This is a genomic window from Salinibacterium hongtaonis, from assembly GCF_003065485.1.
GTDB classification, from domain to species: Bacteria; Actinomycetota; Actinomycetes; order Actinomycetales; family Microbacteriaceae; genus Homoserinimonas; species Homoserinimonas hongtaonis.
On record NZ_CP026951.1, the window covers coordinates 2,240,780 to 2,251,778 of the forward strand.

The window sequence follows — 10,999 nt, forward strand, 5'->3', positions numbered from 1 at the left end:
GCACGCGCCCGCTAGATCACGGGCCTAGTTGCGGTAGTTCGGAGCTTCTACGACCATCTGGATGTCGTGGGGGTGTGATTCCTTGAGCCCGGCAGCCGTGATGCGCACGAACTTGCCCTTGTTGCGCAGCTCCTCGATCGTGCGGGCGCCGACGTAGAACATCGACTGACGCAGGCCACCGAGCAGCTGGTAGGTCACGCTTGAGACGGGGCCGCGGTAAGCGACCTTGCCCTCGATACCCTCGGCGATCAACTGCTCGTCGCTCGGAACATCGGCCTGAAAGTAGCGGTCGCGCGAGTACGAGGTCTTCTTGCCCCGAGTCTGCATCGCCCCGAGAGATCCCATTCCACGGTAGGTCTTGAACTGCTTGCCGTTGATAAAGATCATGTCGCCGGGGCTCTCATCGGTTCCCGCGAGAAGCGAGCCGAGCATGACCGTTTCGGCGCCAGCGACGAGGGCCTTGGCGATATCGCCCGAATACTGCAGGCCACCGTCGGCAATTACGGGAACGCCCGCTTCGCGGGCCGCCAGCGATGCCTCGTAAACGGCCGTCACCTGGGGCACGCCAACGCCGGCCACCACGCGGGTGGTGCAGATGGAGCCGGGGCCGACTCCCACCTTGATGGCGTCAGCTCCAGCATCCACGAGCGCCTGAGCTCCCGAACGTGTGGCGACATTGCCGCCGATGATGTCGATCGCCGCGAATGCGGGGTCTGCCTTGAGTCGCTTGATGATGTCGATTTCGCCACGGGAGTCACCGTTGGCGGTGTCGACCACGATCACGTCAACGCCGGCATCGGCGAGCGCGCCAGCACGCTCCCAGGCGTCGCCGAAGAATCCGACTGCCGCGCCGACGCGAAGGCGGCCCTCGTCATCCTTTGTGGCGTTGGGGTACTGCTCGGTCTTATCGAAGTCCTTGACGGTGATGAGGCCCGTGAGCCGGCCATTCTCGTCGATGAGGGGGAGCTTCTCGATCTTGTGCTCGGCGAAGATTGCCACAGCACTGTCGGGGTCGATTCCCGTGGGTGCGGTGATGAGCGGCATCCGGCTCATGACATCTCGCACGAGGGTCGTGGCTTTCTCGAACTGCGAGACGAAGCGCATGTCGCGGTTGGTGATGATGCCCACGAGCTTGCCGTCGCCCTCTACGACGGGGAGTCCTGAGACTCGAAACTGCCCGCACAGCGCATCAACTTCGGCGACGGTGGCATCGGGGTGTGTCGTCACGGGGTTCGTGATCATTCCCGACTCCGAGCGCTTGACCTTATCGACGTAGGCCGCCTGGTCTGCGATCGAGAGGTTGCGGTGCAAAACACCAAGACCGCCCTGGCGGGCCATCGAGATTGCCATGCGCGCCTCGGTGACCGTATCCATTGCCGCCGAAATGAGGGGCGTGTTTACCCGGATGTTTCGCGTGAGTCTCGACGATGTGTCGACCTCGCTCGGAATGACGTCGGTATGGCCAGGCAGCAGCATCACGTCGTCGTAGGTGAGTCCGATGAAACCGAAGGGATCCGGCTGGTCCATTGTTCCCCTTAGTGAGAGTGGCCAAAATGCCCGGTAAGTGGGCGATTGTTGCCGGTGAAGCTGCTCTGATTCCCGGTAATCAATGCTAACCGGTTCACGCTCCCCGCTATTCCGCCAGCGGGGTTTCCCACTACGTTTAGGGCGAAACGTTTGTGGCGACCCGCTTAACATGCGCGTCACAATCTAGAAGTAACGTCAACGACGACGAAAGCTGTCCTCGGTTACACCCGCACCACAGCCGCTTCACTGGAGGTTCCATGAGCAACACCAGTAGTCCCCGCGCACGACGATCACGGTGGAAAACCGTGGTCTTTGCGACACTTGTCGGCGCGTTCTCCCTTTTTGCCGGGCCAGCGATGGCAGACGAAGTCGGCGAAGACGAGCCGTACAAGATCAGCGGCAACGTCAAAAACGAGGGCACGCCGCTTGAGGATGTTCGCATCACGGTTGAGGGCAGCGGGGTCGACCTCGAAGTGCTCACGGATGTCGAGGGCAAGTGGCGAGCGGGCGTTCCAGAACGAGACACCTACACCGTGACACTCGACGAATCGACGCTGCCGGAGGGCATCGCCGTCATCGAGGGAACCAACGTTCAGGAGGTCGAGATCGGCCCCGGCGGTCGCGTCACAATGAACTTCTTCATCGGTGAGGGAGAGCGCAATCAGACCAGCTTTGCCGACCAGCTCATCTCCCGCACGATCAACGGCATCAACTTTGGGCTCATGCTCGGACTCGCCGCGGTGGGCATCTCGCTGGTGTTTGGCACAACGGGTCTCTCCAACTTCGCCCACGCCGAGATGGTCACCTTCGGTGCCGTGATGGCGCTGCTCTTCAGCGTGACGCTCGCTCTGCCGCTCTGGGCGGCTCTTCCGTTGACCGTGGTGGTGAGTGCGCTCTTCGGCTGGGTGCTCGATGCCGGCCTCTGGAAACCGTTGCGATCACGAGGGCTCGGAATCGTGCAGCTCATGATCGTGAGCATCGGGCTCTCCCTTGCCCTGCGCTATGTGTTCCAGTTCTTCATCGGCGGAGGAACACTTCAGCTGCCCGGCGCGAGCGCCGAGAAGATCACACTCTTTGGGTCTGTGCAGCTCTCCTGGATCGACATCACGAGCATGGCGATCAGCATCGTCGTCATCGTCGTCTTCGCGGGGTGGCTCACCTTCAGTCGCATCGGCAAGGCCACCCGGGCCGTCTCCGACAACGCCTCGCTCGCAGCAGCATCGGGCATTGACGTCGACAAGGTCGTGCGCATCGTATGGATCGTCGCCGCGGCCTTGGCCGGCCTCTCCGGCGTGCTCTACGCGTACTTCCGCCCGGGCATCAAATGGGACATGGGCGCTCAGATCCTGCTGCTCGTCTTCGCCGCCGTAACCCTCGGCGGGCTTGGCACCGCATATGGGGCACTCATCGGCTCGATCATCGTCGGCGTTCTCGTCGAGATCTCTGGGCTGTGGATTCCACCGGACCTCAAATACGTCGGGGCTCTCGGCGTTCTCATCCTCGTGTTGCTGTTCCGGCCCCAAGGAATTTTGGGCCGCAGAGAGAGAATAGGTTAAGGGGGCCCTCATGGACTGGCTAGGAATCTTCTCCAACACCGCCTCCGCCATCATCGCGCCGGCCACCCTCGGGTATGCGCTCGCGGCGATCGGCCTGGCCGTGCACTTCGGCTTTGCGGGCCTACTCAACATGGGCATCGCGGCGTACATGGCGATCGGCGCGTATGGCTACGCCATCTCGATCCTCACCTTCGGGCTGCCCTGGTGGGCTGGAGTCCTCATCGCCATGGGTGCCTCGGTGATCTTCTCGCTCGTTCTTGGCATCCCGACTCTGCGGCTCCGAGGCGACTACCTCGCGATCGTCACGATCGCGGCGGCCGAAATCGTGCGATTGCTGTTTCTCTCCACAGAGTTCGACGCCATCACGGGTTCTGCCGATGGGCTGAGCGGGTACCACGCGAGCTTTAGAGCGTCGAACCCCATTCCGCCGGGAACCTATGGCTTTGGGCCGTGGGTCTATAACGAGAACGGCTGGTGGGTGCGCATCATTGGCATCGTCCTGGTCGCCATCGCGGTGCTGATCGTGTGGGCAATCATGCGCAGCCCGTGGGGCCGTGTGCTTCGGGGCATTCGAGAAGACGAGGATGCCGTGCGCTCGCTGGGCAAGAACGTCTTCTCCTACAAGCTCCAGGCGCTCGTTCTTGGCGGCATCTTCGGCTCGCTCGGCGGCATCGTCTACGCGTTGCCGTCATCGGTGAACCCCGGAGTCTATGTGACCTCGCTCACGTTCTTCGTGTGGACTGCCCTGCTGCTCGGTGGCGCCGCCACTATCTTCGGGCCCGTTCTCGGAGCGGTGCTCTACTGGGTCGTGCAGGCGTTCCTCAGCAACTTCCTTCCAGCGCTTGTTCAGGCTGGTCTGCTGCCCTTCATGTCGACAACTCAGGCGCAGACGCTGCGGTTCATCCTCGTGGGTGTAGCGCTCATGCTCCTGGTGATCTATCGACCGCAGGGCATCCTCGGCAACAAAAAGGAGCTGACCTTTGTCAAGTGACGCAGCTACCCCAACCACCCCGGTCGCGCGGGTCAAGTCGACCGGGCTCCACAAGGGCGAGATCGGCCCCGGCGTGGCCAAGGTGGACCCGATTCTCGTGGCCGACGGCGTTAAGCGCACCTTCGGCGGCCTCACGGCCGTGGATGTCGACCACCTCGAGATTCCGCGCAACGCCATCACGGCGTTGATCGGCCCCAACGGTGCTGGCAAGACCACGCTGTTCAACCTCCTCACCGGGTTCGACAAGCCTGATCAGGGTTCGTGGGCGTTTGATGGCAAGTCTCTCTCGGGGGTTCCCGCCTTCAAGGTGTCCCAGCGAGGCCAGGTTCGAACGTTCCAGCTCACAAAATCGCTCGGCCTGCTCACGGTTCTCGAGAACATGAAGCTCGGGGCGCAGCACCAGCGTGGCGAAAAGTTCTTCTCAGGGCTTTTTCCGTGGCTGTGGCGCGCCCAGGAGGCGGAGTTCGACATCAAAGCGCTCGAGCTGCTCAAGCGATTCAAGCTCGACACCAAAAAGGACGACTTCGCGGCAAGCCTCTCCGGCGGGCAGCGCAAGCTCCTCGAAATGGCTCGCGCGCTCATGAGCGATCCGACCCTCGTGATGCTCGACGAGCCCATGGCTGGAGTGAACCCCGCGCTCACGCAGTCGCTCCTTGAGCACATCCTCAACCTCAAGGACCAGGGGATGACCGTGCTCTTTGTAGAGCACGACATGCACATGGTTCGACACATCGCCGACTGGGTCGTCGTGATGGCTGAGGGCCGCGTGGTCGCGGAGGGGCCTCCCGCCGACGTCATGAAAGATCCAGCCGTGATCGACGCCTACCTCGGCGCACATCAGGATGTCGACCTGGGCGTCGTCACAGGCCGCTACGAGGGCGAACTGTCGAACGAGGCCGCAGAGCTCGTCGCCGAGATCGAAGAGGCTCAGGCGGATGCCGGGCAGCAGAAGGGCAAAGAATGAGCACTCCAGTGATCGCCACGAGCGCAGAGACACCGGCAACGGGGGTTCCCGTCGTCGAGGTAACCGACCTCGTGGCCGGCTACCTGCCGGGCGTCAACATCCTCAATGGCACCAACCTCACGGCAGCCCAGGGTGAGCTCATCGGAATCATCGGCCCTAACGGCGCCGGCAAGTCGACCCTGCTCAAGGCCATTTTTGGCCAGGTGCACGTGCGAGGTGGATCGATTCGCCTCAGAGGCGACGACATCACGGGGCTCAAGGCCAACAAGCTTGTCGGCCGCGGCGTGGGCTTCGTGCCCCAGAACAACAATGTGTTCCCGAGCCTGAGCATCGAAGACAACCTCAAGATGGGGCTCTACCAGAACCCCTCCATCTACAAAGAGCGGCTCGACTTTGTCATCGGCATCTTCGGCGAGCTGGGTTCCCGCCTCAAGCAGCGCGCTGGCTCTCTCTCCGGCGGCGAGCGCCAGATGGTGGCCATGTCTCGCGCTCTCATGATGGATCCGCACGTCATGCTGCTCGACGAGCCGTCTGCTGGTCTCTCCCCCGTGCGTCAGGACGAGGCCTTCATCCGAGTCTCTGAGATCAACAAGGCCGGGGTGACCGTCATCATGGTCGAGCAGAATGCTCGGCGCTGCCTGCAGATCTGCGACAGGGGTTATGTGCTCGACCAGGGGCGCAACGCCCACACCGGCACGGGCCGCGACCTGCTCAACGACCCCAAGGTGATCGGGCTGTACCTGGGCACCCTGGGCCAGGACTAACAGCAAATAACAACGACAAAGGGCCCGGGCTTTCGCCCGGGCCCTTCATCGTGATATCGGCTTAGTAAGCCGAGTAGTTGTTGTCCTCACCGAAGATGTAGGTTCCGATAGTCGCCTCGGTCGGGTCGCCGACCTCGTTGAACGTGATCGGTCCTGAAACACCGTCGTAGTCGGCGTCGCCGCCTCCGTTGATGATCTCGGCGCAGTCAGCGAACGTGGTGCACTTTTCGCCATCACCCGAGCCGCCGGAGACCGCCTGAAGCGCCTCTGCGATTGCAGGGCCATCCGTCGACCCCGCCTTGAGGGCAGCCAACGCGAGCAGGATGACCGCGTCGTAGGACTCGGCTCCGTAGGTGAACTCCGTGAGCTCCTTCTCGCCTTCGCCGACCCAGAACTCATTGAGCGCCGTGGTGAAGTCGCCAAGCGTGTCGACGTTCGTGCCGGGGAAGGTGCCCTTGGCGCCCGTGAGGGTGCCTGCCGGGTACTGGTCTCCGAAGTTGGCGAGGTTGCCATCCACGAAGTACAGGTTCTCCGCCGGGAACGCGCTCACCACGTTGGGGATCATCGTCTTGACCTCTTCGAACGTGATCAGGACGATCGCGTCGGGGTCCTGAGCGATGACCTCGCTGATCTGAGCGTCGAACGACGTGTCACCCGTGTTGTACGTGGGTTCAGCGACGACCTTGCCACCTGCGGCTTCGAACGCCTCCTTCGTGTACTTGGCGAGTCCCGTGCCGTAAGAGTCGTTGAGCACGATCATTCCGAGCGTCTCGTGACCATCTTCGGCGATGAGGTTGCCCAGAACTTCGCCCTGGAGAACATCGGAGGGGGCTGTGCGGAAGTACAGGCCGTTGTCCTCATACATCGTGAATGCATCGGACGTGTTGGCCGGCGAGAAGAGAATTGTGTCAGCAGCGACAACCTCGTCAATGAACTGGAGCGAAACACCGGATGATGCTGCGCCCACAATCGCCGAAACGTCCTCGCTCAGAAGGCGCGGAATCTCGGTCTCGTATGCCTTGTTGTCTGTGTCGCCAGAGTCACCCTCAACGACCTCGATCGTAATGCCGAGGTCTGCCTCGTTGATGAGGGACGCCGCGTAGGCGACTCCCGCGTTCTCGGGCGGGCCGAGGAATGCGAGGTTGCCAGTCTGCGGAAGTGCTGTACCGATCTTCAGCGTCAGGTCCTCGCCGCTGTTGCCGCCATTGGAATTGCCACTATCTGCAGCACAGCCGCTCAGCACGAGAGCGACGGCACCAAGGCCGGCGATTCCCGCATACAGGGACTTTCGTCCGCGCGAGCCGGCGTGTGCATTCGCAAATACGCTCATGTTGCTCCTTGCGTTAGAAACGTGATGAAAACACGACAGGACACTGCCGTTGTGTCACGGTATTCCGCTGGGAGCGCTCGCACAATACCTCTGTGTTACGGGCTAGTAACATGCTTAACCTTTCTCAGGAAAATGGGGGTAGTGCTCCCGAGATGCCTGAGTAGTGAATATCGGCTCGGTCGGCGAGCACATGACGGCATTCGCCGAAGCTTGTGCACTCGATCCGATCTGCCCCGCCTTCTGCCATGAGCCCTGCCGCGGCGTAGGCGATCGTCGCCCCTCCGTCGTCGTCGGCAACCGTCGCCGCAAGGGCCGCCAAAATTGTGGCGTCATAGGCTTCGGCCGCGAAGTCGGTGGTGCGGATGGCCGGATCCATGGACAGCACCCGGGAGGCGAACGTATCGTCGACCGCGCTGCCTGTTGCCGTCGCCTGCGAGAACAGCGCAATACCGGACTCATCCGCGAGCGGCTGAATGCGATCCACCAGAGTCGACGACGTGAGCCCGATAACGACATCGACCTCCTTGGTTACGAGCTCCGCGAAAGATGCCTCGACCACGCTCTCATCGGCATTGCCCGACGTGCGGTGGAACACCCTCACGGGCTCGCCGAGCACGCCGCCCGCCTCATTGATCTCCCGCACGGCCAGCTCGACCCCCGCGATCTGCGCCGCAGCGATATCGGCAGAAGAGCCCCCTATGGAGAACAACGTTCCGATCGTGAGCACCCCGTCACCGGATGACGCTGGCGCGCTGGGCGCGGGAGCCTTCGACGTCATGGGTTCTGTCGGCTCCGCTGCACAGCCAGACAGCGCGAGGACTGCGGCAATCGTGAGGGCGGCGAGTCGTGCTGCCGTCGCTGGCCGCCGGGCCCCCTGCTCCGCACGGTCGCATCCGGTAATTCGCCTCATGTCATCCCCTCCGTCGCGGCCTCGCCGGGGCGCGAACACGGGGAACCCTATCGACTATTGCGCCGCCACCACCTCAGGCGCGGCGGCGGAGCGCGGCAAAGACGCGCATCCCGGGAGATCTGTTTTCCCGCTGAAACGATAAGGCCGATAAAAACGATGAGGCCCACCCGACAGTGTCGGGTGGGCCTCATCGGCTAATGCGTGTAGTCCTTAGCGGACGACGACTGCGAGAACGTCGCGAGCCGACAGCACGAGCAGGTCGTCGCCGCCGTACTTGACTTCGGTTCCGCCGTACTTGGAGTAGATCACCTTGTCGCCAACGGCGACGTCGAGGGGAATGCGGTTGCCGTTGTCGTCAATGCGGCCGGGGCCCACTGCAACAACTTCGCCCTCCTGGGGCTTCTCCTTGGCAGTGTCAGGAATGACAAGACCGGATGCAGTCGTCTGCTCGGCCTCGACCTGCTTGATGACAATGCGATCTTCGAGCGGCTTGATGGACACCGACACGGTTGACCTCTTTCTGAAGTGCGTGAAGAAACTTGGGGTTAGCACCCTCACGGGGAGAGTGCCAGATCAACTGTAGCGGCCCGGTTAGCACTCTCGCAATCCGAGTGCCAATGCATCGGTGTTCCTGAATAATGAACGGATGGATGCCGCTGAGCTGCGAGAAGTACTGTCCCCCGAGGGGCTGCGGTTGCTCGACTCGCTGCCCGCCTATGGCTCGCGCGACGATGTCGTGCGCACTGTGAGCGAACTGCGCGCCGCAGGCCACCCGCCAGCGATGGTCGCAGCGGTGCTCAACCAGTCGCGGCTGCGGGGGCGCGCTGCCGCCAAGTTCGGCCCGTTTGCGGCCAGGATGCTCTTCACCGAGGCGGGTCTCGAGCAGGCTACGCGACTCAGCGTCGCCTCCCTGCATGCGGGACGGTTTCGCTCCGCGGGCGCCACGCGCATTGCCGATCTGGGCTGCGGAATCGGCGCAGACTCCCTCGCGCTAGCAGGACTCGACCTAGGCGTGCTCGCCGTTGAGCGGGACGAGGTCACCGCCGCAGTCGCCGCCTACAACCTCGCCCCGTGGCCCGCCGTCACGGTGGAGAACTCCGATGCCACGAGCGTCGACCTGAGCAGCGTCGACGCCGCCTGGCTCGATCCGGCTCGACGCAATGAGCGGGGCCGTCTGCACGACCCGTCCGACTGGTCGCCCTCGCTCGACTTCGCATTTGGGCTCGCTGAGCACATGCCCGTCGGGGTCAAGCTCGGGCCGGGCATCGACCGCGACCTCATCCCCGCCGATGCCGAAGCCCAATGGATATCCGTTGACCGGGATGTCGTGGAACTGGGAGTCTGGATGGGGGCGGTCGCCCGCCCGGGCATCCGCCGCGCAGCCCTCGTGATCGGCCAGCACGGCGCGGCAGAACTCACGGGAGGGGCCGACAGCGACGACGTCGAGGTCGGCGACCTCGGACCATATCTTTATGAGCCAGATGGCGCCGTCATCCGGGCTCGCCTCATAGGAGACCTTGCCCGCGCGATTGGCGGTCGAATGGTGAGCCCGGGAATCGCTTATGTCACGGCGGATGACCCTGTCGACACCCCGTTCGCGAGCCGGTTTCGCATTGTTGACCGCTTTGCTCTCGACGAACGCAAGCTCAAGAAAGAACTCGCGGCGCGAGGGATCGGCACCCTCGAAATCAAAAAGCGCGGAGTCGATATCGACCCCGCGCTGTTCCGCAAGAAAATGGCGCTGAAGGGTGATGGATCGGCCACCCTGTTTTTGACGCGGATTGCCGACCGCCATACCGCCCTGCTGGCGGTGCGGGATTAGCCTGCTGCAGCAGCGAGCGGGCGCCTAGTAGTTGTAGGAGTCCCAGCCTCCGCCGAGCCCGGCAAAGAACAGCAGCACGAACGGCAGCAACAGCAGCAAGAAGAGCACGGCAAGGCCGATGCCGACATACCCGGTGATGAGGCCCGTGAGCCAGAAGGGGCGGGCGTACGGCTCGCGCTTCTGGGCGAGGTGGCCGCAAATTACTGCGGCGATAGCCGCGAGGATGCCGATGCCTGCGAACGACAGCACGAGGCCGCCGATTCCGGCAACCATCGACGCGATGCTGAGGCCTTTGGGCTCCGACGCCGTCGTTGACGCATACGGCGAATACGACTGCTGCGGTGGTGAGGATGCGGGAGGGGGCGGAGGTGTCGTCTGCGACGACGTGGATGCCGCAGGACTCGGGGCCGCAGGACTCGGGGCCGCAGGACTCGATGCTGGCAGGCGAGGTTCGTCTGGACTGGGAGCGGACCCTGCGGGTGGCACGGGCGGAACCTCGGAGTTGGAGTTGTCAGTCATCAGAGTTCCTTTCAGTTCCATTACGTCACGAGCTGTGCCGGTGGTGCACTGCGGCCGGCCTTGGGCCGACCGCAGCAATCTGTTAGAAGTTGGAGTAGCTGGAGTAGCCGCTGTTAGCGGCCGCGACGATGAAGATAATCCAGAACACGAACACGAGAATCATCGCGGCGATTCCGACCCAGCCGGTGATGATGCCGGTGAGCCAGAATCCCCGAGCCGCCGGTTCGCGCTTGCGACCCATGTAGCCGAGCACGAGCGCCGCGATCGACGCAAGACCGAAATAGCCGAAGCTGATTACGCCGACGATTCCGGCGATCATCGAAATGATGCTCAGAACCTTGGGCTCCGAGGGAGCCGTCGGTGCCGATGCGTAGGGGTTTGCGGGGGCTTCTGAGCCCGTCGTAGCGGCACCATAGGGGCTGGCCGGCGGAGCAGGCGGCACAGGCGGTGCTGGCGGCATAGGTGCCGACGTGGGCTCGGCGCTGGGCACCGGGGTGGGCTCAGAGATCGAATCTGAGTTAGAGGGAGGGGTGGGATCTGACATGCGGCTGGCTCCTTAGTCGCGAATTGACATATTGCGCTGCCCATCGTGGCAGCGCCAAAAATAGGTGTCAAT

11 protein-coding genes are annotated in these 10,999 nt (G+C 63.2%); 5 read left to right on the plus strand and 6 right to left on the minus strand.

Features of this window, described 5'->3' with window-relative positions:
* Positions 1–24: 24 nt before the first annotated feature.
* Entirely contained in the window at positions 25–1,527 is a 1,503-nt protein-coding gene (guaB, locus tag C2138_RS10750; RefSeq protein WP_108517745.1) for an IMP dehydrogenase, read from the minus strand.
* Positions 1,528–1,784: 257 nt separating this feature from the next.
* On the opposite strand from guaB, the gene C2138_RS10755 reads away from it, so the two are divergent.
* The 4 genes from C2138_RS10755 to C2138_RS10770 are packed head-to-tail and all read left to right on the plus strand — an operon-like array spanning position 1,785 to position 5,802.
* Entirely contained in the window at positions 1,785–3,083 is a 1,299-nt protein-coding gene (locus tag C2138_RS10755) for a branched-chain amino acid ABC transporter permease (RefSeq protein WP_108517747.1), read from the plus strand.
* Between the two features lie 10 nt (positions 3,084–3,093).
* The gene (locus tag C2138_RS10760) at positions 3,094–4,074 is read left to right on the plus strand and encodes a branched-chain amino acid ABC transporter permease (protein ID WP_108517748.1); all 981 of its coding nucleotides are present in this window, start codon (positions 3,094–3,096) and stop codon (positions 4,072–4,074) included.
* Positions 4,064–5,038 (plus strand): ABC transporter ATP-binding protein, encoded by a 975-nt coding sequence (locus tag C2138_RS10765; protein ID WP_108517750.1) that lies wholly within the window; start codon positions 4,064–4,066, stop codon positions 5,036–5,038. Before C2138_RS10760 ends, C2138_RS10765 begins: the two co-directional genes overlap by 11 nt.
* The gene (locus tag C2138_RS10770) at positions 5,035–5,802 is read left to right on the plus strand and encodes an ABC transporter ATP-binding protein (protein ID WP_108517752.1); all 768 of its coding nucleotides are present in this window, start codon (positions 5,035–5,037) and stop codon (positions 5,800–5,802) included. The genes C2138_RS10765 and C2138_RS10770 overlap by 4 nt, the downstream gene beginning before the upstream one ends.
* Before the next feature lie 61 nt (positions 5,803–5,863).
* On the opposite strand, the gene C2138_RS10775 is transcribed toward C2138_RS10770, so the two are convergent.
* The 3 genes from C2138_RS10775 to groES form a co-directional block, all read right to left on the minus strand.
* Positions 5,864–7,132 carry an ABC transporter substrate-binding protein gene (locus tag C2138_RS10775; RefSeq protein WP_108517754.1) on the minus strand — a complete coding sequence of 423 codons (1,269 nt, stop codon included), beginning with the start codon at positions 7,130–7,132 and terminating at the stop codon, positions 5,864–5,866.
* Positions 7,133–7,256: 124 nt separating this feature from the next.
* Positions 7,257–8,042 (minus strand): ABC transporter substrate-binding protein, encoded by a 786-nt coding sequence (locus C2138_RS10780; protein WP_108517756.1) that lies wholly within the window; start codon positions 8,040–8,042, stop codon positions 7,257–7,259.
* Between the two features lie 210 nt (positions 8,043–8,252).
* Positions 8,253–8,549: a co-chaperone GroES gene (groES, locus tag C2138_RS10785; protein WP_108517758.1), complete on the minus strand. Its 297-nt coding sequence runs from the start codon at positions 8,547–8,549 to the stop codon at positions 8,253–8,255.
* 139 nt (positions 8,550–8,688) lie between these two features.
* Between groES and C2138_RS10790 the strand changes: the two genes are divergently transcribed.
* Positions 8,689–9,864, plus strand: coding sequence for a THUMP-like domain-containing protein (locus C2138_RS10790; protein ID WP_108517759.1), 1,176 nt, complete (start codon positions 8,689–8,691; stop codon positions 9,862–9,864).
* Between the two features lie 24 nt (positions 9,865–9,888).
* Here C2138_RS10790 and C2138_RS13665 read toward each other — a convergent pair whose 3' ends face one another.
* Positions 9,889–10,383: a DUF4190 domain-containing protein gene (locus C2138_RS13665; protein ID WP_159078207.1), complete on the minus strand. Its 495-nt coding sequence runs from the start codon at positions 10,381–10,383 to the stop codon at positions 9,889–9,891.
* An 82-nt stretch (positions 10,384–10,465) separates the two neighbouring features.
* Positions 10,466–10,927 carry a DUF4190 domain-containing protein gene (locus C2138_RS10800; RefSeq protein WP_108517763.1) on the minus strand — a complete coding sequence of 154 codons (462 nt, stop codon included), beginning with the start codon at positions 10,925–10,927 and terminating at the stop codon, positions 10,466–10,468.
* Positions 10,928–10,999 lie beyond the last annotated feature (72 nt).

Bases quoted from the DNA above. Each gene is read 5' to 3' on its own strand.
- C2138_RS10800 (WP_108517763.1), bottom strand. From the start codon at position 10,927: ATGTCAGATCCCACCCCTCCCTCTAACTCAGATTCGATCTCTGAGCCC.
- C2138_RS10770 (WP_108517752.1), top strand. From the start codon at position 5,035: ATGAGCACTCCAGTGATCGCCACGAGCGCAGAGACACCGGCAACGGGG.
- C2138_RS10775 (WP_108517754.1), bottom strand. From the start codon at position 7,132: ATGAGCGTATTTGCGAATGCACACGCCGGCTCGCGCGGACGAAAGTCC.
- C2138_RS13665 (WP_159078207.1), bottom strand. From the start codon at position 10,383: ATGACTGACAACTCCAACTCCGAGGTTCCGCCCGTGCCACCCGCAGGG.
- C2138_RS10780 (WP_108517756.1), bottom strand. From the start codon at position 8,042: ATGAGGCGAATTACCGGATGCGACCGTGCGGAGCAGGGGGCCCGGCGG.
- C2138_RS10755 (WP_108517747.1), top strand. From the start codon at position 1,785: ATGAGCAACACCAGTAGTCCCCGCGCACGACGATCACGGTGGAAAACC.
- C2138_RS10790 (WP_108517759.1), top strand. From the start codon at position 8,689: ATGGATGCCGCTGAGCTGCGAGAAGTACTGTCCCCCGAGGGGCTGCGG.
- guaB (WP_108517745.1), bottom strand. From the start codon at position 1,527: ATGGACCAGCCGGATCCCTTCGGTTTCATCGGACTCACCTACGACGAC.
- C2138_RS10760 (WP_108517748.1), top strand. From the start codon at position 3,094: ATGGACTGGCTAGGAATCTTCTCCAACACCGCCTCCGCCATCATCGCG.